General features: G+C 71.4%; 24 protein-coding genes and 1 pseudogene. 10 read left to right on the top strand and 15 right to left on the bottom strand.

The window, feature by feature from the left end:
- Window positions 1-63: 63 nt before the first annotated feature.
- Window positions 64-747 carry a TetR/AcrR family transcriptional regulator gene (locus HNR02_RS17260; RefSeq protein ID WP_179774176.1) on the bottom strand — a complete coding sequence of 228 codons (684 nt, stop codon included), beginning with the start codon at window positions 745-747 and terminating at the stop codon, window positions 64-66.
- Window positions 748-853: 106 nt separating this feature from the next.
- Between HNR02_RS17260 and HNR02_RS17265 the strand changes: the two genes are divergently transcribed.
- Genes HNR02_RS17265 through HNR02_RS17275 form a run of 3 tightly spaced genes read left to right on the top strand, consistent with a single transcriptional unit; the run spans window position 854 to window position 4508 of the window.
- On the top strand, window positions 854-1339 hold the full coding sequence (locus HNR02_RS17265) for a 2Fe-2S iron-sulfur cluster-binding protein (protein WP_179774177.1): 486 nt from the start codon (window positions 854-856) through the stop codon (window positions 1337-1339).
- Window positions 1336-2331: an FAD binding domain-containing protein gene (locus tag HNR02_RS17270; RefSeq protein ID WP_179774178.1), complete on the top strand. Its 996-nt coding sequence runs from the start codon at window positions 1336-1338 to the stop codon at window positions 2329-2331. The genes HNR02_RS17265 and HNR02_RS17270 overlap by 4 nt, the downstream gene beginning before the upstream one ends.
- Window positions 2328-4508 carry a xanthine dehydrogenase family protein molybdopterin-binding subunit gene (locus HNR02_RS17275; RefSeq protein WP_179774179.1) on the top strand — a complete coding sequence of 727 codons (2181 nt, stop codon included), beginning with the start codon at window positions 2328-2330 and terminating at the stop codon, window positions 4506-4508. The genes HNR02_RS17270 and HNR02_RS17275 overlap by 4 nt, the downstream gene beginning before the upstream one ends.
- A 47-nt stretch (window positions 4509-4555) precedes the next feature.
- Here the strand turns inward: HNR02_RS17275 and HNR02_RS17280 are convergent, their stop codons facing one another.
- Window positions 4556-5170 carry an RICIN domain-containing protein gene (locus HNR02_RS17280; protein WP_179774180.1) on the bottom strand — a complete coding sequence of 205 codons (615 nt, stop codon included), beginning with the start codon at window positions 5168-5170 and terminating at the stop codon, window positions 4556-4558.
- A gap of 181 nt (window positions 5171-5351) precedes the next feature.
- Here HNR02_RS17280 and HNR02_RS17285 point away from each other — a divergent pair, with 181 nt between their 5' ends.
- A complete protein-coding gene (locus tag HNR02_RS17285) occupies window positions 5352-6287 on the top strand; it encodes an ArsR/SmtB family transcription factor (RefSeq protein WP_179774181.1) in 936 nt (311 codons plus the stop codon).
- A 51-nt stretch (window positions 6288-6338) separates the two neighbouring features.
- On the opposite strand, the gene HNR02_RS17290 is transcribed toward HNR02_RS17285, so the two are convergent.
- From HNR02_RS17290 to HNR02_RS17320, 7 genes are all read right to left on the bottom strand, one after another.
- Window positions 6339-7937: a monocarboxylic acid transporter gene (locus HNR02_RS17290; RefSeq protein ID WP_179774182.1), complete on the bottom strand. Its 1599-nt coding sequence runs from the start codon at window positions 7935-7937 to the stop codon at window positions 6339-6341.
- A complete protein-coding gene (locus HNR02_RS17295; RefSeq protein ID WP_179774183.1) occupies window positions 7934-8269 on the bottom strand; it encodes a DUF485 domain-containing protein in 336 nt (111 codons plus the stop codon). Before HNR02_RS17295 ends, HNR02_RS17290 begins: the two co-directional genes overlap by 4 nt.
- A gap of 78 nt (window positions 8270-8347) precedes the next feature.
- Window positions 8348-10084, bottom strand: coding sequence for a sodium/solute symporter (locus tag HNR02_RS17300; RefSeq protein WP_179774184.1), 1737 nt, complete (start codon window positions 10082-10084; stop codon window positions 8348-8350).
- Window positions 10085-10429, bottom strand: a complete 345-nt coding sequence (locus HNR02_RS17305; RefSeq protein WP_179774185.1) for a hypothetical protein — start codon at window positions 10427-10429, stop codon at window positions 10085-10087.
- Window positions 10429-11184, bottom strand: coding sequence for a LytR/AlgR family response regulator transcription factor (locus HNR02_RS17310; RefSeq protein ID WP_179774186.1), 756 nt, complete (start codon window positions 11182-11184; stop codon window positions 10429-10431). Before HNR02_RS17310 ends, HNR02_RS17305 begins: the two co-directional genes overlap by 1 nt.
- Window positions 11181-12236 (bottom strand): sensor histidine kinase, encoded by a 1056-nt coding sequence (locus HNR02_RS17315; protein ID WP_376772872.1) that lies wholly within the window; start codon window positions 12234-12236, stop codon window positions 11181-11183. Before HNR02_RS17315 ends, HNR02_RS17310 begins: the two co-directional genes overlap by 4 nt.
- Before the next feature lie 62 nt (window positions 12237-12298).
- Window positions 12299-13483, bottom strand: a complete 1185-nt coding sequence (locus HNR02_RS17320) for an MFS transporter (protein ID WP_179774188.1) — start codon at window positions 13481-13483, stop codon at window positions 12299-12301.
- Between the two features lie 94 nt (window positions 13484-13577).
- On the opposite strand from HNR02_RS17320, the gene HNR02_RS17325 reads away from it, so the two are divergent.
- On the top strand, window positions 13578-15098 hold the full coding sequence (locus HNR02_RS17325) for a CYTH and CHAD domain-containing protein (RefSeq protein ID WP_246338587.1): 1521 nt from the start codon (window positions 13578-13580) through the stop codon (window positions 15096-15098).
- Here the strand turns inward: HNR02_RS17325 and HNR02_RS17330 are convergent.
- Window positions 15099-15533, bottom strand: a pseudogene (locus HNR02_RS17330) (nucleotidyltransferase family protein); the annotation flags it as partial.
- A gap of 78 nt (window positions 15534-15611) precedes the next feature.
- On the opposite strand from HNR02_RS17330, the gene HNR02_RS17335 reads away from it, so the two are divergent.
- Entirely contained in the window at window positions 15612-16307 is a 696-nt protein-coding gene (locus tag HNR02_RS17335) for an IspD/TarI family cytidylyltransferase (RefSeq protein ID WP_179774189.1), read from the top strand.
- Here HNR02_RS17335 and HNR02_RS17340 read toward each other — a convergent pair.
- Window positions 16258-17070 carry an IclR family transcriptional regulator gene (locus HNR02_RS17340; RefSeq protein ID WP_246338588.1) on the bottom strand — a complete coding sequence of 271 codons (813 nt, stop codon included), beginning with the start codon at window positions 17068-17070 and terminating at the stop codon, window positions 16258-16260. The genes HNR02_RS17335 and HNR02_RS17340 overlap by 50 nt on opposite strands.
- Before the next feature lie 148 nt (window positions 17071-17218).
- Between HNR02_RS17340 and HNR02_RS17345 the strand changes: the two genes are divergently transcribed.
- Both HNR02_RS17345 and HNR02_RS17350 read left to right on the top strand, forming a co-directional pair.
- Window positions 17219-17935: a CoA transferase subunit A gene (locus HNR02_RS17345; protein ID WP_179774191.1), complete on the top strand. Its 717-nt coding sequence runs from the start codon at window positions 17219-17221 to the stop codon at window positions 17933-17935.
- A gap of 2 nt (window positions 17936-17937) precedes the next feature.
- Window positions 17938-18579 carry a CoA transferase subunit B gene (locus tag HNR02_RS17350; RefSeq protein ID WP_179774192.1) on the top strand — a complete coding sequence of 214 codons (642 nt, stop codon included), beginning with the start codon at window positions 17938-17940 and terminating at the stop codon, window positions 18577-18579.
- Window positions 18580-18973: 394 nt separating this feature from the next.
- On the opposite strand, the gene HNR02_RS17355 is transcribed toward HNR02_RS17350, so the two are convergent.
- On the bottom strand, window positions 18974-19942 hold the full coding sequence (locus HNR02_RS17355; protein WP_179774193.1) for a GlxA family transcriptional regulator: 969 nt from the start codon (window positions 19940-19942) through the stop codon (window positions 18974-18976).
- Between the two features lie 143 nt (window positions 19943-20085).
- Between HNR02_RS17355 and HNR02_RS17360 the strand changes: the two genes are divergently transcribed.
- Window positions 20086-20544 carry a DUF2269 family protein gene (locus tag HNR02_RS17360; RefSeq protein WP_179774194.1) on the top strand — a complete coding sequence of 153 codons (459 nt, stop codon included), beginning with the start codon at window positions 20086-20088 and terminating at the stop codon, window positions 20542-20544.
- On the opposite strand, the gene HNR02_RS17365 is transcribed toward HNR02_RS17360, so the two are convergent.
- The 3 genes from HNR02_RS17365 to HNR02_RS17375 form a co-directional block, all read right to left on the bottom strand.
- Entirely contained in the window at window positions 20541-20966 is a 426-nt protein-coding gene (locus HNR02_RS17365) for a DUF6194 family protein (protein WP_179774195.1), read from the bottom strand. The two genes, HNR02_RS17360 and HNR02_RS17365, sit on opposite strands and share 4 nt — an antisense overlap.
- 43 nt (window positions 20967-21009) lie before the next feature.
- Window positions 21010-21369, bottom strand: a complete 360-nt coding sequence (locus HNR02_RS17370) for an STAS domain-containing protein (RefSeq protein WP_179774196.1) — start codon at window positions 21367-21369, stop codon at window positions 21010-21012.
- A 98-nt stretch (window positions 21370-21467) separates the two neighbouring features.
- Window positions 21468-21890, bottom strand: a complete 423-nt coding sequence (locus HNR02_RS17375; protein WP_179774197.1) for a hypothetical protein — start codon at window positions 21888-21890, stop codon at window positions 21468-21470.
- 656 nt (window positions 21891-22546) lie between these two features.
- On the opposite strand from HNR02_RS17375, the gene HNR02_RS17380 reads away from it, so the two are divergent.
- Complete coding sequence (locus tag HNR02_RS17380) at window positions 22547-23914, top strand: MFS transporter (protein WP_179774198.1); 1368 nt, start codon at window positions 22547-22549, stop codon at window positions 23912-23914.
- Window positions 23915-23919: the final 5 nt, after the last annotated feature.

Raw genomic sequence — 23919 nt, forward strand, 5'->3', positions numbered from 1 at the left:
AGTCCACCGATAACAACCCGGCGGGTGCGGGACCAGATCCACGGCGAGGAATTGCGCCGGACGTCACCCTCCGTTCGCCGAATCCCCCTGTTCGCCGCGCAGGCTCGGCAGGCCCGCGGCGAGCGCGCGCAGCATCCGTTTCGCGACGGGGACGAACTCGAAGCACAGCGCCGCGACCGCCGCGTCCTCGGCGTAGAGCCGGGCCAGCACGGGTGGCGGGTGTGCCGCGGGATAGAGCAGTCCGGCGAAACCCGCGGCCGCGGCGACCAGTTCGCCCGCTTCGTCCCCGGTCAGGTCCGGACGCGCCTGCGCCACGGCCGCCGAGATCTTCGCGAAGCTGCCGGCGGTCTGCAGCTTGAACGCGCGGGCCGCCTCCATGGTGGCGTTGCGCTCCAGCGTGGTCGCGCTGTGGCTGAGCAGGTCGCAGAACAGCGGGCGCTCGTCGAGGGTCTCGACCAGTGCGTCGAGCACGGACTCCGGACCGGGCGCGACGGCGACGCGGGCCACGGCCGCGGCCTCCCAGCCGCGGAACTCCTCGGCGGCCAGTTCGAGGAAGATCTCCTCGCGGGTGGCGAAGTAGCGGGCGAGGTTGGACTTGACGAGCCCGACCGCGGCCGCGACACCGCCCAGGCTCACCGTGCGCACCCCGTCCCGGAGCGCCAGCTCACGCGCGGCGGCGAGGATCGCCTCGCGCCGCTGCTGCTTGTGCTCGGGGCTGCGCGCCCGCAGGAACGCTTTGTGGGACATCAGCTCGTGATTCTATAACCTCAAGATAAGAGTACGTCGTTCTCTTGTTAAGAGGACGGCGTACTGCTAGCTTCGGTGTGACACGGGCCGGACCGGGAGGAACCAGATGGTCGAGGTGTCATTGCGGGTCAACGGATCCGAGCGAAGACTGGACGTGCCGCCCCAGGTGAGCCTGCTCGACGCGCTGCGCGAGCGGATGGGGCTGACCGGCACGAAGAAGGGCTGCGACCAGGGCGCGTGTGGCGCGTGCACGGTGCTGGCCGACGGCGAGCGCATCAACTCCTGCCTGGCGCTGGCCGTGCAGTACGACGGGCGCGAGATCACCACCGTCGAGGGGCTCGATGACCCGCCGCAGGAGGCGTTCGTGCGCGCCGACGGGCTCCAGTGCGGATACTGCACGCCGGGTCAGCTGTGCTCGGCCGTCGGGATGCTGGCCGAGCACAAGGACGGGACGCCGAGCGCGGTCACCGAGGACCTGACCGCCACCGCCGAGCTGACCGAGGACGAGATCCGTGAACGGATGAGCGGCAACCTGTGCCGCTGCGGCGCCTACAACGGCATCGTCGAGGCGATCCGGGAGGTCGCGGAATGAGGTCGTTCACCTACGTCAGCGCCCGGGACGTCCGCGGCGCGCTGGAGGCCGTCGCGGGTGACGGCGACGCGAAGTTCCTGGGCGGCGGCACGAACCTGGTCGACCTGATGCGCGAGGGCATCGAAACCCCGGGCACGGTCGTCGACGTCAGCAGGCTGCCGCTGACCGGGGTCGAGGAGCTGCCCGGCGGCGGCATCCGGATCGGCGCGCTGGTGCGCAACAGCCGCCTGGCCGCGCATCCGGTGATCCGGGCCCGCTACCCGGTGCTCGCGCACGCGATCCTGCACGGCGCGTCGGCCCAGCTGCGCAACATGGCCACCGTCGGCGGGAACCTGATGCAGCGCACCCGCTGCCTGTACTTCTACGACGACGCGTCGCCGTGCAACAAGCGCGTGCCCGGCAGCGGGTGCGGCGCGATGGACGGATTCGCCCGCTCCACCGCGGTGCTGGGCGTCAGCGAGCACTGCATCGCCACGCACCCCTCGGACATGGCCGTCGCGCTCGCGATGCTGGACGCCGTCGTCGAGGTCGAGAGCACCCGCGGCATCCGGCGCATCCCGATCGCGGAGTTCCCTCTGCTGCCCGGCGACACCCCGCACCGCGAAACCGCGCTGGAGCCCGACGAGCTGATCACGGCCGTCGAACTGCCGCCCGTGGAGGTCGCCCGGAACTCGCGCTACCGCAAGGTCCGCGACCGCGCGTCCTACGCCTTCGCGCTCGTTTCGGTCGCCGCGGCCCTGCGGGTCGAGGACGGTGTGATCGTCGAAGCGCGCCTGGCCCTGGGCGGTGTGGGCACGAAGCCGTGGCGCGCGACCGAGGCCGAGCGGCTGCTACCCGGTCGGCCAGCGACCGACGAGACGTTCGCGCGTGCCGCCGAGGCCGAACTGTCGGCGGCGGTCACCCGCCCGTCGAACGCGTTCAAGGTCGGCCTGGCGAACCGCACGATCGTCGCCACACTGCGGCGACTCGCGACCGAGGGAGGCGCGGCATGACCGCGATCGGTGCACCACTGGACCGGGTCGACGGCCCGGCCAAGACGACCGGCGCCGCCCGGTTCGCCGCGGAACAGCAACCGCCGGGCCTCACCTACGCCGCGCTCGTGCACGCCACGATCAGCCGCGGCCGGATCACCGCACTGGACACCAGCGCGGCCCGCGCGGTACCCGGGGTGATCGCCGTGCTCACCCACGAGAACGCGCCACCGCTCACCCCGGCGCGCAAGGTGACCCCGCTCGATCTGAGCACGATGGCGTCCGGCACCTCGGTCAACTACCTGCAGGACGACGAGATCCACTGGAACGGGCAGCCGATCGCGGTCGTGGTGGCGGAGGACCCGGCCGCCGCCAGGGAGGCCGCCTCACTCGTGCGCGCGGAGTACGCGGTCCTTCCCGCCACAGTGGACTTCGCCGCGATGGAGCCGGCAGCCAAGCAGCAGCCCAACAGCATGATCTCGCCGGGCGAGGGGAAGAAGGGCGACGCGGAGAAGGCGCTCGCCGCGGCGCCGGTGACCGTGGACCTGCGGTTCACCACGCCCGGGCACTCCCACAACGCGCTCGAACCGCACGCCACCGTCGCGGTCTGGGAGGGGAACCGGCTGACCGTGCACGACGCGACCCAGTCGCTGGACTGGTTCCGCAACCACCTCGCGGCCCGCTTCGACATCCCGGTCGCGGACGTGCGGGTGCTCGCGCCGTTCGTCGGCGGCGGGTTCGGCGGCAAAGGCGCGGTGTGGCCGGGCACGATTCTGGCCGCGCTCGCCGCCCGCGCCACCGGCCGTCCGGTGCGGCTGGCCCTGACCAGGGAGGACGTCTACCGCACGGTCGGGGGGCGCACGCCGACGACTCAGCGCGTCGCACTCGGCGCGGACCGCGACGGCAAGCTGACCGCGCTGATCCACACGAGCGTGTCCCGGCTCGGCCGGGTCGGCGGGATGCCCGAGCAGATCACCTCGCAGTCGCGGCACCTTTACGACGCCGCGAACATCCTGGTGCGGCAGAGCGTGGTCGAGCTGGACCTGCTGCCCAACACCTTCATGCGCGCGCCCGGCGAGGCGATCGGCACCTTCGCGCTGGAGGCCGCGATGGACGAGCTGGCCGCCGAGACCGGTCTCGACCCGGTCGAGCTGCGCAGGCGCAACGAACCGGCGGTGAACCCGGTGGACGGCAAGAAGTTCACCCACCGCAGGCTGCGCGAGGTCTACGCGCTGGGGGCGGAGCGCTTCGGCTGGTCCGACCGCACGCCCGAGCCGGGGTCGATGCGGGATGGCCGGTGGCTGGTCGGAATGGGCGTCGCGTCGGCGTTCCACCCGGCGTTGCGGTTCCCGGCCAACGTGACCCTGCGGGTGTCCGCGGCGGGCACCGTGGTGCTGCGCTGCGGGTTCCAGGAGATGGGCATGGGCGCCGCGACCGCGCAGGCCCAGGTCACGGCGGACGCGCTCGGGGTGCCGGTCGAGGCGGTCCGCGTCGAGTACGGCGATTCGGATCTGCCGGTGTCCCCGAGCGCGGGCGGTTCGGTGCAGACCGCGAGCATCGCCGGAAGCGTGGTCGAGGCGGCGGAGAAGCTGACGCGGTCGCTGCGGCGCCTGGCGAAGCGCACCGGCGGAGACGATCCGTTCGCGGTCCTCCGGCAGGCGGGTGTGCCGCACGTCGAGGCGTCCGTCGGTTCTGACACCCGGCTCGGGCGGCTGTCCACACAGGCGCGATTCATCGGCGGGTTCCTGCGCGACTCACGCAAGATGCGGGCCGCGTCCGGCGCTCAGTTCTGTGAGGTGCGGGTCGACCCGGACACCGGCGAGACGCGGATTTCCCGGTGGCTCGGCGTGTTCGACATCGGCACCGTGGTCAACGCGAAGACCGCGGTCAGCCAGCTGCGCGGCGGCATCGTGATGGGCATCGGGATGGCCCTGTCCGAGGAGACCCTCGTCGACCCGCGTACCGGGCGCATCATGAACCCCAGTCTCGCCGAGTACCACGTTCCGGTGCACGCCGACATCCCGCGCATCGAAGTGTCCATGTTGGACGATCCGGATCCGACGATGCCGATGGGCGTCATCGGGGCCGGGGAGGTCGGGATCACCGGGGTCGCGGCGGCGGTCGCCAACGCGGTGTACCACGCGACCGGCCGCCGGGTGCGTGACCTGCCGATCACGCTGGACAAAGTGGCGGGCTGAGCGCGGTGCCGGGTGCCCGCGGGCACCCGGCACCGGGGGCCGGACGGTCAGAACCACCACTGGTTCTGCGCGCCGGCCACGTAGTCCCACAGCTGCACGACGGTGCCGTTGCGGTAGGCCGTGTTGAGGTCCGCGTCCAGGTAGCGGCCGCCGCGCACGTTCTGCAGCCGCAGGTAGCCCTCGGGGATCTCGGTGAGGGCGAACCACTGGTTGCTGCCACCGGCCATGTAGTCCCACAGCTGGATCTTCGTGCCGTTGCCGTTGATCGTGTTCAGGTCGGCGTCGAGGTACCGGCCGCTGTACACGTTCTGGAAACGGTAGTAGCCCTCGGGGATCAGCGTGAGGTACCACGCCTGGTTGGCGGCGTAGGCGTCACAGTCCCACAGCTGGACCTTGGTGCCGTTGCCGCCGATGGTGTTCAGGTCGGCGTCGAGGCAGCGGCCCGGATCGTTGGCCGGGCCGATCAGGAATGCCTCCTGGTCGGCGTGCAGGTCGATGCCGCCGGGCTTGACCGGGTGGGCAGGCCGCAGGACGAGCCCGCCGAGGCTGGTCACCTCGGTACCGTTGGGCTGGTCGGCCGCGCTCGCCGACGGGGCGACGAACAGCGTCAGGAGCCCGGCCAGCAGTGCCGCGGCCGCGAACGGCCGCTTGAGTCTTCTCATCGAGTCCCCATCTCAGTGGCGGGGCGCGGTTTCCTCACGCCGCACCCCGGGGAAAAGATCTTCCCCATGTGGCGGGCCGTGCGTCGAGGACTTTTCCGCCTCCGGCAACAACGCTGTTCAATGCTGTAACGGACTGGCATCGCCCGCGATCTTCCTGGTGTCCCCACGGAAAGGATCGCCGGTGCGCCTGGAACTGAAGCCGCGCGATCTCACCCGCGTGGGGCTGGCGGGCGACGCCGATCCGTGCCTGGAACTGGCCTGCAGCGTGCGCGTGCTGGGCGGTGACGACGGCGGGTTCGGCTGGTGGCGGCGCGGCCTGCGCCTGCCCGAATCGTTCCCGGTGCTGCGATGGCTGTACTCGGGGGAGGTGGCGGAGTTCCTGCTGCCCGCGTGCGCCGATTTCGCGTCCGGGCTGGCGTCGATCCTGGAAACCCCGCCGGACCGGGTGCGATCCGCGCTCGCCGGGCTGCCGCGGACGCCGGGGTTGCCTGCCTGGGCCGCCGACCTGCGTTCGGGGGACGACGCCGCGTTGTCGCGGCTGGTGCAGGCGCTGCGCGAGTACTTCGCGGTGGCACTCGCCCCGCACTGGGACACCGTCCGCGCACGCGTCGAGGCTGACCGGCGGGCACGGGTGCGTGCTCTCGCCGAAAACGGCGTCGACGGGCTGCTGGCCACGCTGCGCCCGATGCTGCGGTGGGACCCGCCGTACCTGGTGACCGGGGTGGCCGGCCCGCAGCTTCCGCGTGGGAGGGCGGGGGTGCTGTTGGTGCCGGTGTGTTTCACGGCGCAGCCGTGGATCGTGCCGGGCGCGGGCCCGGTCCGCCTCGCCTACCCGGCTTCGGCGGAGGACCCACGCGTGCGGCGCGCCCGTCCGACGCCGCCTCGGGCGCTGTCCGCGCTGCTGGGCCCGACGCGCGCGGCGGCGATGACGTTCGTGGCCGCCGGATGCAGCACGACCGACCTGGCGGCCCGCCTGGGTGTCACCCCGTCGGCGGCGAGCAAGCATATGTCCGTGCTGCGCGCGGCGGGCCTGATCGCGAGCCACCGCAACCGCAACACGGTGCGGCACTCGCTGACCGCGCTGGGACTCGCGCTGGTCGAGGGCGCCTCGACGTGAACGAGCCCCCGGCGCAAGGGCAGCGGCGCCGGGGGCTCGTCGAGAAGGCTCCTAGTGTGCGGTGGCCTTCTCCGCACCGGCGCCGGTCAGCGAGCGGACCTCCATCTCCGCGTGCTTGCGCTCGTCGTGCTCCTTCGACAGCAGGGTGCCGAGGATGCCGAGCAGGAACGACGCCGGGATCGACACCAGGCCCGGGTTCTGCAGCGGGAACCAGTCGAAGTCGGCGCTGGGCAGCATCGCCTTCGCGTTGCCCGACACCGCGGGCGAGAACACGATCAGCGTGATCGTGATCGCCAGTCCGCCGTAGATGCTCCACAGCGCGCCCGAGGTGTTGAACCGCTTCCAGAACAGCGAGTACAGGATCGTCGGCAGGTTCGCCGAGGCCGCCACCGCGAACGCCAGCGCCACGAGGAACGCCACGTTCTGGTTCTTCGCCAGGATGCCCCCGACGATCGCGACCGCGCCGATGACCACGGCGGTGATCCGGGCGACCCGCACCTCGCCGTTCTTCGTGTCGACCTTGCCCTTCTTGATCACGTTGGCGTAGATGTCGTGCGCGAACGACGCCGACGCCGTGATCGTCAGGCCCGCGACCACCGCGAGGATCGTGGCGAACGCGACCGCCGCGATGAACCCGAGCAGCACCGGGCCGCCGAGTTCGAGCGCCAGCAGCGGTGCCGCGGCGTTCTCGGTGCCCGGCGCCGTGCGGATGACGTCCGCGCCGACGAGTGCGTTCGCGCCGTAGCCCAGCACCAGCGTGAACAGGTAGAACAGGCCGATCAGCACGATCGCCCAGACGACCGACTTGCGCGCTTCCTTGGCCGTGGGCACGGTGTAGAAACGCATCAGCACGTGCGGCAGGCCCGCGGTGCCCAGCACCAGCGCCAGCCCCAGCGACAGGAAGTCTATTTTGGACGTTCCGCTGACACCGTACTTCGCGCCCGGGTTCAGCACGCTTTCGCCGGAGCGGTCGACCGCGCCCTGCAGCAGCGCGGACAGGTCGAAGCCGTGCTTGCCCAGCACCCACACCGTCATCAGCGCGGCACCCGCGATCAGCAGGACCGCCTTGATGATCTGCACCCACGTGGTGCCCTTCATACCGCCGACCAGCACGTAGATGATCATCACGACGCCGACCACGGCGATCACCACCGACTGGCCCACGCCGCTGGACACGCCCAGCAGCAGCGAAACCAGGATCCCGGCGCCCGCCATCTGGGCCAGCAGGTAGAAGAAGCTGACGGCCATCGTCGAGGTCGCGGCCGCGGCACGCACCGGGCGCTGCCGCATCCGGAACGCGAGCACGTCACCCATCGTGAACTTGCCGGTGTTGCGCAGCAGTTCGGCAACCAGCAACAGTGCGACCAGCCACGCCACCAGGAACCCGATCGAGTACAGGAACCCGTCGTAGCCGTACACCGCGATGGCACCGGCGATGCCGAGGAACGACGCCGCCGACAGGTAGTCACCGGCGATCGCGATGCCGTTCTGCGGTCCGGTGAACGCGCGCCCGGCGGCGTAGTAGTCGGACGCGGTCTTGGTGTTCCGGCTCGCCCGCAGCACCACCACCAGGGTGATCACCACGAACAGGCCGAAGATGGTGATGTTGAGCGCCGGGTTGCTGCCGGCCACGGCCGCGGCGAGGTTCATCGCGCTTCTTCCTCGATGTCTTCGCGGATGCGGTCGGCGACCGGGTCCAGCTTGCGGTTGGCGAAGCGGACGTAGAGACCGGTGATCAGGAACGTGGACACGAACTGCAGCAGTCCCAGCAGGAGACCGACGTTGAAGTTGCCGACCAGCTTGGTCGACATGAACCCGTGCGCGTAGTCGGCCAGCAGGACGTAGAGCAGGTACCAGCCGAGGAAGAGCGCGGTCATGGGAAAGACGAAGCCCCGCAGCCGCCGTCGCAGCCGGGTGAATTCGGGACTGGAATGGACCCGCGTCCATTCCTCGTGGCCGAGATCGTGCTCGGTGGCCGCCACTTGAGGACCTCCTTGTCGTGTGGTGGCGGACACGTTAGGAGGTCACGGCGCCCGGTGACGAACGGTCCCGACCAACCGTCAGCGACCGCGACGAACGGCCGACAAGCGGTAGCGGAAACCGGTCGAACGGCGGGGCCCGTGCTGCCGCGGCGGGGTCTCGTCGAGGTGCAGGCGCAGCATGGCGGTGATCGCCCAGGCGGGCGGGCGCCCCCGCAGGGACACCAGCACCATCGTGCCGAAAGCCAGCGGAACCGACCAGGGCGCGGGCTGCGCGAGCAGGATCGCGAGCCACCCGTGCACTCCGACGCCCGCCATGGTCGCGAGAATGCCGCCCGAGGACGCCGCCAGACCGGTCAGCACACCGGCGATCGCGCCGCGCGCGGTCAACCGCGCCCACCAGATCCCGAGAACCAGCAGCGGGCAGAACGTCGACGCGGCCACGGTGAAGCCCCACGTCACGAGCACGCCGGCGTCGAAGTGCGCGGCGAACAACGCGAGCACCACGACGACGGCCGCGGCGGCGACGACCGTGCCCCGCAACCGGGCGAGCCCGCCGGGCGCCAGGTCGTGCGCGATCGCGCCGGACACCGCGAGCAGCAGTCCCAGCGACGTGGCGAGGAACGCGGCGAACGCGCCGGCGGTGAGCAGGCCGGTGAACAGCGTGCCCGCCCAGCCGGTGTCGACCTGCATCGGCAGCGCGACGACGGCGGTGTCGGTGGCGCCGGAGAGGTACAGGTGGGGCACCAGGACACGCCCGAGCACGCCGTAGACACCGGGGAAGATGTAGAAGGCGGACAGCAGCGCGACGGTCAGTGCCGCGGTGCGCCGGGCGGCGCGGCCGTCCGGGCTGGTGTGGAAGCGCATGATCACGTGCGGCAGGCCCATGGTGCCCAGCGCGGTCGCCACCAGCACGGCGAGCGTGCCGAGCAGCGGATGGCCCTCGTCGTTCAGGTCGAGCAGCGGACGTTCCCAGCCGGGCACGCCGGGCGGGGCGACGCCCTGCACCGCCGGAACCGGTTGTCCGGTCAGGAGGACGAGTTCGGTGCCCGCCGCGATGGTGTGCGTGCCGGGGCCGAGTGTGACGGGCGCGCCGTCGGTTCCCCTGGCGTGGACGGGTTCGGCGACCTCGAGGGTGACGTCCACGCGGAAGACGACGTGGGTGTCGCGGTGCAGTTCGGTGAACTCGGCCGGGTGCAGGGCTTCGGTCCGGGTGACGGCGGTCGTGGTGATGATCAGCCACAGCGCCGGCACGGCGAAGAGGACGACCTTGAGCACGAACTGGAATGCCTGCACGTAGGTCGCCGCGCGCATGCCGCCGAGCGCGAGCGTGGTGGCGACGGCGGCCCCGGCGAGGACGACGCCGACCCAGTAGGGCGTTCCGCTGACCACGCTGAGCACCAGGCCCGACGTGCGGAACTGCGGTACGAGGTAGAGGGCACCGATGACGAGGACGACGACCGCGGCGAGTCTCCGCAGCGCGGGCGAGGCCAGGCGCGCCTCGGCGAAGTCCGGCACCGTGAGGGCCCCGGAGCGGCGCATCGGGGCCGCGACGAGCACGAGCATCGCGATGTACCCGGCCGTGAACCCCACGGGATACCAGAGCGACCCGATCCCGTCCTTCACGACGAGACCCGCGACCCCGAGGAACGACGCCGCGGACAGGTACTCACCCGATACGGCGGCCGAGTTGAGAAGGGGAGTCACCCGTCTGGAGGCGACGAGGAAGTCCGAAGTGGTGCGCATCGCCGCGACCCCGCGCAACCCGATGAGGAGCGTGACGAGGACGACCGGCGCGACCGCGAAGAGCCCGACCATTCAGCGCCTCTCGGCCCGTTCGGCGCGCCTGAGGTGCCAGCGTCCGAGCGCGATGAGCAGCGGGTAGGGGACGATCCCGAGGACCAGCCAGGAGACCGGGACGCCGTGGAAACGGATGTCGTCGAGCCCCGGCCAGAGCGCGAAGAGGACCGGCAGCGCGCCGAGGACCCCGAAGAGCAGGACGAGAGCCGTGATGGCGCGGCGCCGCTGCAGGCGGTAGTTCCGCATGGCACGCTCGGCTTCGGCCGCTTCGAGACGGGGCAGGCGCCAGCGCCCGCGCTGCCGCCTCCGCGCATGCGCCAGCCTGGTCTGCGGGCTCATGACGGCTACGCGCTTGGGCGGCATCAGCGGCCCAGTTCACTGCGCCGCGCCGCGCGCAGCAAGCGCTCGCGCAACTCGCGCGCGTGCCGCCGGCTCACCGGCACGTCCCCGACGTCGGTGTGCGCCAGCAGCCCGCCCACCGAATCGCTCCGCAGCTCGCGCACCGCGTCGAGCGCCACCAGGAAACCGCGGTGGGCACGCACGAAACCGCTGCCCTCCCAGTACTCCGCGAGCCGCGAGATGGGCATCCGCACCTCGTGCACGCCGCCGCCGGTGTGCAGTTTGACGTAGTCGCCGTGCGCCTCGACGAACAGCACCTCGCTGCGCCGCACGTACCGCGTCCGCCCGCGTGACTCGACCGGCAGCGCGGCGAGCGCGTCGGCCAGGCCGGGCGAACGGGGCGTGGCCGCGGGCAGCATCCGCAGCACCTTCCCCAGCGCCGCCGACAGCCGTTCCGCCCGCACCGGTTTCAACAGGTAGTCCACCGCGCCGATCCCGTACGCCGTCACCGCGTGCCCGTCGTGCGCGGTGACGAACACGATGACCGGCGGTTCGCTCAGCTTCGCCAGCAGCCCGGCCAGCTCCAGACCGTCCAGGCCGGGCATCGAGATGTCCAGGAACACCGCGTCGAACCGGTCGCTCTGGATCATCCGCAGAGCGTCGACGGCGTCGCCGGCCCCGGTCACCTCGCCCACCTCGGGCGCGTCCCGCAGCAGGCGGCAGATGTCCTCCAGGGCGGGCGGGACGTCGTCGACCGCCAGCACCCGCAGACCCGTCACGGCAGGATCACCCCCGGCTGGAACAGGGGCACCCGCACGAGGACGCGCGTGCCCGCGCCCGGCGCGGTCTCCACGACCAGCCCGTACCACGGGCCGTACACGCTGCGCAGCCGCCGGTCGACGTTCGCGAGCCCGACGCGCTCGCCGTCGCCGGAGAGCACCGCCTCCGCGTCCTCCGGCGGCATGCCCGCGCCGTCGTCCTCCACGCTGATCACGCAGTCGTTCCCTTCCGCGCCGCCGCGCACGGAAACCGTGCCGGGCCGGCTCAGTGGCTCGATACCGTGCCGGATCGCATTCTCGACCAGTGGCTGCAGCACGAGGTAGGGCACCGGCACGGCCAGCACGTCCGGGGCGACGCGGATCTGCACCCGCAGCCGGTCACCGAGGACGGCGCGCTGCAGGGCGAGGTAGGTCTCGATGGCGTGGAACTCGTCGGCCAGCGCCGTGTAGTCGCCGTGTTTGGCCAGGCTGTGCCGGATGTGGTCGGCGAAGTCCAGCATCAGCTCCCGCGACCGGTCCGGATCGGTACGCACCAACGAGGCGATGACGGTGAGCGCGTTGTAGACGAAGTGCGGCGAGATCTCCGCCCGCAGCGCCCGCAGTTCCGACTGGGCGGCCAGCTCGGCCGAGGACTCCAGCTTGCCGCGCGCGAGCGCCGACTCGACGAGCCGCGCCACTTCCCGGACGGTCCCGCGAGAGGCCGCGCCCTCGACGACGAGCACGCCGGCCAGCTCGCCGTCGACGTCGAGCGGAACCGCCTGCAGGGGCGCCTTCCCGGAAGGCGTCTCACTGTGCAGGACGTCGGAGACCAGTCCGCCGGCGTCCGCGGCCGGGGGACCGGACCAGGTGATCGCGCCGGAGAGATCGGCGAGCCCCACCGCACGCGCGCCGAGCAGGTTCCGGACACCCCTGGCGGCGGCCCGCGCGCCCGTCCCGGTCAGTCCGTCGGCGAGCTGCCCGGCGACGCGCCGTGCCGTGGCGAGCACCGGTACCGCGTCCGGCCGGGCACGCCGGAACAGGCGCGCGGCCCTCGGCTCCCGCTCGGTGACCACCAGTCCTCCCATCGACCGCGATGAGTGCCGGTCGATAGTACGGGGCGCGCCCGCGTATCTCTTTACGCCACCGGGGGCGAGCCGGACGCCTTGCGACGCGCGAGAACGGTGATTGCGGCGATTGTCGCGCCGAGCGCGCCCGCGAGGACGAACGTGGTGCCCAGTCCGGCCGCATCGACGACCGGTTGCGCGACGAGTGGTGAGGCGAACTGGCCGAGGAACAACACGGAGGTCAGTGTTCCGAGCGCGCGGGTGCGTTGCGCGGGCGGCACCGAGGCGACGACCCAGCCGTTGAGCACCGGGTTCTGCAACCCGATACCGATACCGGTGATGAGCATGCCGACCGCCGCCATCCAGAGACCACCGGCGAGGCCGAGGACGATGAGACCGGCGGCGTAGGCCACGAAGAGCACAACGGCGAGCGCGCGAAAGTCCCAACGAGCGCGCAGCCGGCGGAAGTTCAGGCCGATGAGGGTGTTGACGAGGTTGACCGCGGCGATCATCGCGCCGGAGATCAGCGGCCCGGCTTCACCCACCTCCGCGAGCCAGAACGGCGCCTGCGTGGGGACCGTGTAGAAGACGATGACGCCGAGGAACATCAACGCGTAGAGGCCGGTCAGCCGCGGTGCGCGTCGTGCCGCTTCTTCTTCGGGCTTCGCGCGCGCCGCTTCGGGCACGTTCCGCAGCACGAGGACGAGCATCGGCACGGCGAGCAGGTAGACGGCGAACGGACCGCGCCAGCTCAGGTCGGCGAGCACCCCGCCGAGCAGCAGGGCGACGACACCACCGAACCCCATCGCCGCACCCTGCAGCCCCAGCACCCGCCCGTGCTCGGCGGCGGGAAAGTGGTCGGCGAGCAGCGCGGTGGAGGTGACCATGATGCCGGCGATCCCCGCACCCAGCACAGCTCGCCCGGCGAGCAGCCCGGGCAACCAGTCGAGGACGAGACCGGATCCACCACCCACCACGTACAGCAGCAGGGAACAAGCCAGCACCCGCGTCCGGCCGGCCCGGCCACTGAGCCGGGCGAGCACCGGCGCGGCGATCATGATCGCCAGACCCGGGAGCGTGAGGACGAGGCGCACCAGCAGCGCCGCGTGCGGAGTCGCGGCGAAGTGGCGCTCCATCTCCGGAAGGGCGGGCGTGATCGTCGCGCTGGCCATGATGGTCATCGTGCTCGCGCCGAGCAACGTGAGGAGGAGCGATCTCGGAGGCAGTCGCACCTCGGACGCGATGGTGTCGGTCATGATCGCGACCGTAGGACCTCTAGCTAACTGTAGGTCAAGCGGTGGTTTCGTTGCGAGGGAACGTGATCGGGCCGGAGGCACCAACCGGCACGGCATGGCAGCGCCGGACCCGGCGCAGGGGTTTCCGGTCTCGCCGGCCAGGGAATCCACCGACATGGGCGCGAAGACGGTGACGGAGCGGGAGCGGAAGTTCGATTTCGACGACGGCAGACCGGTGCCCCGGCTGGCGGGCACGGGCCCGGTGACGGAACAGGGTGATCCCCGGGAGTCCCGGCTGGACAACACGTACTACGACACCGCCGATCTGCGGCTGGCGCGCGCGGGCGTGACCCTGCGGCGGCGCTCGGGCGGGGACGACGCGGGCTGGCACCTGAAACGACCCGCGGCGGGTGGTGCGGGCGAGGAAACCCAGCTGCCTCCCGGTGATCGGTTGCCGGACGAACTGGCGGAGGCCGTGCGCGAGTGGACCGGTGGCGCGGACCTCGTGCGGGTCGCGCACCTGCGGGTCGACCGGTTCAGTTACGACCTGACCGGCGCCGACGGGCGGCGGCTGGCGGTGCTGACCGACGATCACGTGCACGGTGAGCGGGCGGGCGCGCGGGCGCGCCTGGACCGGTGGCGGGAGCTGGAGGTCGAGCTCGACGAAGGTCACCCGGACCTGCTGGAGACGTTGACCGGGGCGCTGGTGGCGGACGGTGTCCGGCCGGGTCACTGGCCGTCGAAGCTGCGGCGCCTGCTCGCCGGCGACCTGGCCGAGGACGGTGGCCGGGGCAACGCCGGTGAGGTCGTGATGACCTACGTGCGCGCGCAGGTCGAGGCGATCCGCACGCACGACGAGGGTGTGCGGCGCGGGACGGACGATTCGGTGCACCAGTTGCGGGTCGCGTTGCGGCGGTTGCGGAGCGCGCTGCGTGGTTACCGGCGGTTGTTCGTGCGGGAGCGGGCGAGGGCGCTCGCCGACGAGGTGAAATGGGCCGGGCAGGCGCTCTCGCCGGCGCGCGACGGGGAGGTGCTGGCCGGGAACGTGGCGGGCGAACTGGCGAATTTGCCGCACATGCCGGAGGTGGAGCACACGCGGACCGCGCTGATGAGGCACCTGGACGAGGCCGCGCAGCGGGACCGGGAGTCGTTGCTGGTGGCGCTGAACAGCGGCCGGTACGCGCGGTTGATGGGCGCCTTGGACGAATGGGTGGCGAATCCGCCGCTCACCACCTCGGCCGAGGCGGGCCGCCGCGAACTGCGCCGCGCGATCCGCCGCGCGGACAGCCGCTTGGCGCGAGCCGTTGACGATTTGCGTGATACGCCCGATCCGGACGCGGCCCTGCACGAGGTCCGCAAGAAGGCCAAGGCGGCCCGCTACGTGGCCGACGTGGCGCGGCCGGTGCTGGGCAAGCGTGTGCGCAAGTGGCGCCGGGCGGCGAAGTCGGTGCAGAGCGGACTGGGCGACTACCACGACTTCGTCGGCGTCGCGCAACTGGCGCGCGAGCGGGCTTCGTCGGTGAGTCCGGCGGAGGCATTCGTGCTGGGGCGGTTGTACGAGCGGGCACGGGCGCGTTGCTCCGTGCTGCGCAAGGAATTCGAGCGCGAGCGGAAGGGGATGCCGACGGCGCCGTGACTACTCGCGCCGGTCCGGAGATGTCGGCCAGGGGAGCACGGTGAGTGCCGGCCACTGCTCCCGCCAGCGGGCGGTCTTGGTTTCGTAGACGTGCCCGGGCGCCAGGAGCGGGTTCGGGCGCACGACAAGACCGAAGACGTCGGCCAGGCCGTGCGGGGCGTAGACGCGCCAGCGCTGTCCCGGCTCCGCCCGGATGCCGACGCAGCAGGTGGTGGCGGCGAACGAGTCGATTGCCGCCTCCGTGGACGGGTGCGGCGCGCACCGCACCCCGAACTTCTGTTCATACCAGAGGTGGACGCGCGCTTCGTTGCGGATTTCCACGGTCGCCGGGACGTCGGCGAACACGGCCCGGCCGGGCTGGACGACGGCGTCCTCCGCTTCCCGCGACAGGTCGGAGGCGTCGAAGTAGCACAGGTCGTAGTCGAGGATGCCCTCCTCCGCGGGCCTGGTTCATGACCGCACCCTACTGCTCACCGGTGCTCTCCCGACCGCACACGCCCGTACGATCGGCCCATGGTGCCGGAAGAGATCGCCGTCCCCTCCGCGGCCGCTGTCGTGCTGGCCAGTGGCGCCGGCACGCGCGTCGGGGCGGGGGTGAACAAGGTGTACCTTCCGCTGGCGGGCCGGCCGGTCGTCTGGTGGTCGCTGGATGCTTTCGCCCGCACGCCCGGCATCGCGCCGCTCGTGTTCGTCATCCGCCCGCAGGACCGGGGACTCGCCGACGACGTCCTCGCCTCCCTCGACGTGCCCGTGGAGATCGTGCACGGCGGGGCCAGCAGGCAGGAGTCCGAGCTGAACGCGTTGCGGCACTTGGCGGCGCGGGCCGAGGCGGGCGAGGTCGACACCGTCCTCGTGCACGACGGTGCCCGTCCGCTCGTCACGCCACCCCTGATCACCGAGGTCACGCGCGTGGCCCGCGAGCACGGCGGCGCCATGCCGGGACTCCAGGCGGACGACATCGTCACGGCCGAGGGCGCTCGTCCGGCAGGGAGGCTGGTCCGCGCGCAGACGCCGCAGGCATTCCGCGCCGCGCCGCTGCTCGCCGCCTACGAGGAAGCCGCGCGCGAGGGCTTCGCGGGTACCGACACCGCGTCGGTGATGGAGCGCTTTTCCGCCCTGCCCGTGCACTGGGTGCCCGGCGCGCCGGAGAACATCAAGGTCACCTACCCGCACGACCTCCTGGTCGCGGCCCAGATTCTGGCCGGCTGACCTCGGCGCGCTGCCGCAGGGTGGTGGTCAGCGCATGGGCCTCCTTGAGCAGCAGCGCGCCCATCTGCGAGCGGCGCGGCTCGCGGAAGCGGGACTCGACGCCCGTCAGCGTCAGGGCCCACGCCGGTTCGCCCGCCGCGCCGAACACCGCGGCCGCCATGCCCCAGCTGCCCTCGACGACCAGACCCGGATTGACGGAGTACCCGCGTTCGCGCGTCTCGGCGATCCGCTCCCGCAACGGCTCCGGCCCGTGCTCGGCTCCCCAGCGCTCGGTCAGGTCGACCCGCGCCAGGTACTCGTCGATCTCCCGGTCGCCGAGCAGGGACAGCACGACCAGGCCGGCCGAGACCACGCCGAGCGGGAACCGCGCGCCTTCGTAGAGCACGAACGACCGGATGGGGAAGTCGCCGTCCTCACGCAGCAGGCACACCGTTTCGTCGCCACGGCGGGCGGAGAAGAACGCGCTCTCCCCGGTCGCGGCCGCGAGCCGGTGCACGCTGTCCCGCGCCTGCTGGGTGACGTCGTAGCGCGCGGCCGCGGACTCGCCCAGCAGGTACAGCTCCGGGCCCAGGTACCACTGCCCGGAGCGCTGGTCGCGGTCGACGAACCCCTCGTCGGCCAGCGCGGCGAGCAGGCGGTGGGCCGTCGGGCGCGCGAGACCGGTCGCCCGTGCCACGTCCGAGGTCGACGCGCCCGGTTCTCCCGTCACGGACAACGCACGCAGCACCAGCGCGGCGCGGCCGATCAGGTTGTCGGTTGGCATGGCACCCATCGTACGTCCACTCAGTGAACGCGTTCATCGCACTCGTTCATCTGGCGAGAGATCGAAGCACGCTGCTTGACCGTGTTTGCGCAGGTCGTCTTGACTGGTGACCAAGTGGTCATCAGACGGACGCTCGAAGGAGAGTTACGTGTCCAAGGTGTTCGGCACAGCCGCCGACGCGATGGCAGGCGCGCTGCGGGACGGCATCACGATCGCGGTCGGCGGCTTCGGCCTCAGCGGTGTCCCCTACGACCTCATCGAGATCGTCCGCGACTCCGGGATCCGCGATCTGACGATCGTGTCGAACAACATGGGCGTCGACGGCAAGGGCCTCGGCCTGCTGCTGGAGAACAAGCAGGTCCGCAAGGTGGTCGCGTCCTACGTCGGCGAGAACAAGCTGTTCGCGCAGCAGTACCTCGACGGCACGGTCGAGGTCGAGTTCGCGCCGCAGGGCACGCTGGCCGAGCGGATGCGCGCCGGCGGCGCCGGGATTCCCGCCTTCTACACCAAGACCGGTGTCGGCACACCCATCGCCGAAGGCAAGCCGCACGCCGAGTTCGACGGCGTGACTTTCGTGCAGGAACGGGGAATCGTGGCCGATCTCGCCCTGGTGCACGCGCACACCGCCGACCACGAGGGCAACCTCGTGTACCGGATGACCTCGCGCAACTTCAACCCCGTCATCGCCACCTGCGGGCGCGTGACCGTGGTGGAGGCCGAGGTGCTCCTCGACGGCTTCGTCGACCCCGATCTGGTGATCACGCCCGGTGTGTTCGTCGACCGGCTGGTGGTCGCGACGCCGCGGGAGAAGGAGATCGAGAAGCGCACGGTGCGCCAGCGGGCGCTCGCCGGAACGGAGGCGTGACCATGGGCTGGAGCCGCGACGAGATGGCCGCGCTGGCGGCGCGGGAACTGCGTGATGGCGACTACGTGAACCTCGGCATCGGCATCCCCACGCTGGTGGCCAACCACATCCCCGAGGGGGTGCGGGTGACGCTGCAGAGCGAGAACGGAATCCTCGGTCTCGGCCCGTTCCCGTTCGAGGGCGAGGAGGACGCCGACCTGATCAACGCGGGCAAGCAGACGGTCACCGTCCGGCCCGGCGCGAGCTTCTTCGATTCGGCGACGTCGTTCGCGATGATCCGCGGCGGGCACGTCGACCTGGCGATCCTGGGTGCGCTGCAGGTCGCCGCCAACGGTGATCTGGCGAACTGGACCGTGCCCGGCGCGCTGGTCAAGGGCATGGGCGGTGCGATGGACCTGGTCGCGGGCACGAAGCGGATCATCGTGATCACCGACCACGTCGCCAAGGACGGCAGCCCGAAGATCGTCGAGTCGTGCACGCTGCCGCTGACCGGTGCCGGTGTGGTGGACCGGATCATCACCGATCTGGCCGTGTTCGACGTGACGCCGGACGGGCTGCGACTGGTGCACAGCGCGCCCGGCGTGACGGTCGAAGAACTGCGGAAGAAGACCGGCACGGACTTCCTGGACTCCGTACCGGCCTGACGGTGCCGGTCTGACGTCAGCTACCGGCGCCAGATGAGCGGGCTGCCGTCGTAGTCGTTGCCGTCGTACCTGGCGGCGACCACGGTGTCGCCCGCGACGAGGGCGTCGAGCTGCGGGCCGTTTCCTGGTGCCGTAGTCCGAGCCGCTGAGGTTCTCCACGGGACAGCGGGTGCAGAACGGGGTCGGGCCCCGCGCCTGGTCGCCGAACGCGGTGTCGAACTCGGTCTGGTTCGCCTGCCTGTCCGAATCGGACCCACCGCGGCCGCTGCGAAAGAAGGTCGTCCACACTTCATGCCGGATGCTCACCGGAGCGCCGGATACCGCGGGAAGATGGTGCGATCCCGCTCACGGTGACGGCCCGGTTCGGGTGAGATTGCCGTCGGGGCGGCACCGTTCACCGCGCGGGGCCGGCCGGAACCTCTCGTCGCTGGAACGCCGACCGGTAGGAGTTCGGGCTGGTGCCGACCACGCGGCGGAAACCGTCGCGGAACGCGGTCGGTGAGCCGAATCCGACCTGGCCCGCGATGCGGTCCACCGGGTGCGTGGTCGTCTCCAGCAGGTACTGCGCCCGCCGGATCCGTTCGCGGTGCAGCCAGCGCAGCGGCGTCGTCCCGGTGTGCTCGCGGAACCGGCGGTTGAGCGAACGCGTGCTGAGCCCGGCGCGCGCCGCGATGTCGGCGAGTGCCAGATCGCGGTCGAGGTGGTCGGACATCCACCGCAGCACCGGTTCCAGCGTCGACCCGCGCGGCACGGGCGGCTGGTCGTGCACGATGAACTGCGCCTGGCCGCCCTCCCGTTCCAGCGGCATGACCGACAGCCGCGCGGCGTCGGCCGCCACGGCGGACCCGTGGTCGCGACGGATGAGGTGCAGGCACAGGTCCAGTCCGGCCGCCGCGCCGGCCGAGGTGAGGAACTGGCCGTTGTCGACGTAGAGGACGTCCGGGTCGACCTCGACCTCCGGGTACCGGCGGGCGAGCACGTCCGCGCCGAGCCAGTGCGTCGTGGCGCGCAGCCCGTCGAGCAGCCCGGTGGCGGCGAGGACGAACGCACCCGTGCAGATCGAGGCGAGGCGCGTGCCGTTCGCGGCGGCCTTGCGCAGGGCGTCGAGCACATCCTCCGGGATTCCCGCCGCCGGGTCCGCGCAGCCGGGCAGGATGATCGTGTCCGCGTCGGTGAGTGCTTCGAGCCCCCAGTCCGCCTGGATCTTGAAGGTGCCCGCGTCGACGGTCGGCGTCGGCGCACACACCCGCACCCGGTAGGCGGGACGGCCGCCGGGCAGGCGGGTTCGGGTGAAGACTTCGATCGGGGTGGCCAGGTCGAACGGGACGACCTGGTCCAGTGCCAGCACGGCGACGATGTGCATGACGACACCGTAGGCCCTCGCCACCCCTGCCGACCACGGGATGTGGCGTGAAATGCCTGGTCGCGGCGGTTGGCGAGAATCCGTTGGAAGATGGCCATCCTGCCGGTTTTCCCGGTCGCCGGAGACCGTTAGCGTTTCGGCGCGTGACGAAGGTTCTCCTCTCCCTCCATGTGCTCGCGGCGTTGATCGCGATCGGCCCGGTGACCGTCGCGGCCAGCATGTTCCCCTCGGCGACCCGCCGTGCCGCGGATGGCGCCGACCGCGAAGTCGCCGTCCTGCGCACACTGCACCGCATCTGCCGGGTCTACGCCGCGATCGGCGTCGCCGTCCCGGTTTTCGGTTTCGCGACGGCCGGAGTTCTCGGCGTGACGGGCGACGCGTGGGTCGTGGTGTCCATTGTGCTCACCGGGATCGCGGCGGCCGTGCTGGTGCTCGTCGTGCTGCCGCGTCAGCAGGGAATCCTCGACGGCATCGGCGAGGGAACCGAACCGGGCCCGCGCGCCCCCGCGCGGCTGGCGATGTACACCGGGATCTTCAACATCCTCTGGGCGGCCGTCACGGTTCTGATGATCGTCCGCCCAGGCTCGACCACCAGCGCTTAGGACGTGGCCGCGCGGCGGTTCGCGTGCTTGCGTGCCGCGAGTTCGTGGGCCTCCGCCAGCAGCGGGGCGATGCCGTCCAGGCCCGCCGGGTCCACGACACACGCCCAGCTCCGCGACGCGTGGACCGGATGGGGCATCAGGACATCGCGGGCGGTGTGGTCGACCTCGCTCGTGGCGTCACCGAAACGGGACCGGTACGTGGCCTCCATCAGGCCGATGTCGAGCCGGAACGAGCCACGCCGAGCGAGGTCGGAGGCCGAGTCGTGGCTGTCGCTGGTCAGGAGCGCCGCGAAGGGGAACATCCGCTCGGCTGGCAGGTCGTCGTGCGGGTCGTACACGAAGAAGGTGTCACCGGCGCTCTGCACGGGGCTGACCCCGGCGAACGTGTCGCAGATATAGCGCTTGACCTCGTCGGCATGCACACGCCAACCCTAACCGCCTGCCGGGTTTGCCCGGAAGGGTTCCTCAGCGGGTCACTTCGCGTGCTTCGTCGAGGGACGTGGTGACGTTCAGGATGCGGTCGAGACCGGTCATCTCCAGCGGCCTGGCGACGACCGGGGTGGGGCAGACCAGTGCGAGCGACTGGTCGGCGGAGTGGCATTCGGCGGCAGCCTCCACGAGGACGGCCAGCCCCACCGAGTCGAGGTGCTCGACGTCGGACAGGTCGATGATGAGGCTGGTCAGCGGGACCGGGGCGGTGCTGTCGCGTGCGTCCTTGACGGACTCGCGGACCTGGGGCGCGGTGCCGAGGTCGACGTCGCCCGCGATGGCGACGATCGCTTCGCTCCCCTCGCGCGTCCACCGGGTGGCGAAGGGCTGCGCCACGAATCCTCCAACGTCGTCCTGCTTTTCGGCCGTCGACCACCCTATCGGCCGTCGCCGGTGGCCCGGGTCCGGACCACCGGCGACCGGGTTCAGGCCGGCTACCGCCTGGCCGATCCGGCGACGTGCACCGCGTCGAGCGCCGGTTTGTCCGGCACCGACGGTGCGGCGATCGCCACGTCGGCCCACAGTGCGGTCTCGCCAGGTCGGGGCGTCATCCCCCACCTGGCGGCGACCCCGTCCAGGACAGCCGCCGACGTGGCGATCTCGCGACGCCCGGGTGGCTCCGCGGTGATCGTCACGTCCACGCGGACCGTGTCCGTGCCCGCCCAGCCCAACCGCACCGTGAACGGCTGGCGGGTGGACAGCCAGGCGATGCTGGCGATCTCGTCGGTCACCAGCAGCGCGTCGACGACGTGCTGTTCGCCGACCCCGGCGAGCATGACCCGCGCCCGCCTCCGCAGGGCCGCCAGTTCTCGCGGCCCGTCCACGACACTGGTGAACCGATCCGGCCGATGCACCATGGCATCCACGATGCACCACCTCCTCCGTCGACTCGTCAACGCGAGGATCTTGGGTTTACCCGGCCGTGATCGTTCCAAACCGGTCCACTGAGGAGTCCGAGTATGTAAGCGCTACGCGGGTTGTTGCGCTGCGCGAGGCTGAAAGCGCCGGGCTCGCAAGCTCGCAATAGGTTGGGACGCCCCGATTTTTCATTGTTTCTCCGGCCGATCAGGCGGAGTCAAGGCGGGACAGCGTGCCTTGACTCCGCCTGATCGTCCGGAGAACTGGGCTGGGGATCGGGGTGCGGGGGAGGGCTGGGCGGCCTGGTGGCTGGGTTGCGTTGCCGGGCGGCGATGTGGTGGCTGGGTGGTGTCCCGGAGGGGCAAACACGGCGCCCGCAAGGGCCAACACGCCAGCGGGAGCGGCAAACACGCCAGCGGGAGCGGCAAACACGGCGCGGCACCCGCCGTGTTTGCCGCTCCGGGCGGCGTGTTTGCCGCTCGCGGCGCTGTGTTGGCTGTTCCGGGCGCTGTGTTTGCCGGTCGCGGCGGGGGGCAAGGTCTCAGGACGGTAAAGGTCTGTGGCCCGCACTGGTTTTCGGGCAAGGTGGGATCTACGTTGCCAGTGAACTAATCAAACCTTTGATCTTCTTTCCAATGGCGGGAAGGGATGTCCCATGACGCAGACCCCCGAGGCGCGGACCGGCCGCTCCTCGAGCAGCGCCCAGCTCCGTCGCGTCGTCGGTGCGAGCCTGGTCGGTACGACGATCGAGTGGTACGACTTCTTCATCTACGCCTCGGCCGCCGGCCTGGTGTTCGGCAAGCAGTTCTTCCCCTCGCTCGACGGGACCGCCGCGCTGCTGGCGTCGTTCGCGACGCTCGGGGTGAGCTTCGTGGCGCGCCCGATCGGCGGGATCATCGCCGGACACCTCGGTGACCGCGTGGGGCGCAAGGCGGTCCTCGTCGCGACCCTGCTGCTGATGGGGATCTCCACGATCGGCGTGGGCCTGCTGCCGTCCTACGCCTCGATCGGCGTCGCCGCGCCGATCCTGCTCGTCGCGCTGCGGCTGCTGCAGGGTCTGTCCGCCGGCGGTGAGTGGGGTGGCGCCGCGCTGATGTCGGTCGAGCACGCACCGCCGGGCAGGCGCGGCTACTTCGGATCGTACCCGCAGATCGGGGTGCCGGTCGGGCTGCTGCTGGCGAACCTGGTGTTCTTTACCGTGTCCTCCGCCACCACCGACGACCAGTTCGCACGCTGGGGGTGGCGGATCCCGTTCCTGCTCAGCGTCGTCCTCATCGCGGTCGGGTTCTTCGTGCGGGCACGGGTTTCGGAAAGCCCGGTGTTCAGCGAACTGCGCGCCCGCCGCGCTCGCCGGTCGGCGCCGCTGGCCGAGGTGCTGCGGTCCAACCGCCGGGAACTCGTCATCGCGATCGGCCTGTTCATCGCGAACAACATGGTCGGCTACATCCTGATCGCCTTCATCAACTCCTACGGCACCCGCACGCTGGGCCTGTCCAGCACGGCGATGCTGTTCGTCGGAATGGTCGGCGCCGTGGCGTGGGGCGTGTTCACGCTGCTGGCGGGCGCCTGGTCGGACACCTGGGGCCGCCGCCGCACCTACCTCGTCGGCACCGTCGCGATGGCCGCCTGGACGTTCCCGTTCTTCCTGCTGTTCGACACCACGTCGATGCCGCTGATGCTGCTGTCGGTGATCGTGCTGGCCTTCGGACTCGGCCTGACCTACGGACCGCAGGCCGCCGCCTACAGCGAGCTGTTCCCGGCCGGCATCCGCTACAGCGGCGTCTCCTTCGCCTACGCGTTCGGCGCGATCCTCGGCGGTGGATTCGCCCCGCTGGTCTCGACCTGGCTGGTCGGGGAGACCGGCACCTCGCTGTCGGTGTCCGGCTACATGCTGGTGGCGTGCCTGGTGACGCTGGCCGCGGTGCTCGCGCTGCGGGAGAAGCCCGCCGCCGAGCGGGAGGCGTTCGTGACCGGCGCCGAACAGGTACCGCCGAGCCCTGAAACCGAGGTGAAGCCCACCTGAAACCG

The organism is Amycolatopsis endophytica (assembly GCF_013410405.1).
GTDB lineage: Bacteria > Actinomycetota > Actinomycetes > Mycobacteriales > Pseudonocardiaceae > Amycolatopsis_E > Amycolatopsis_E endophytica.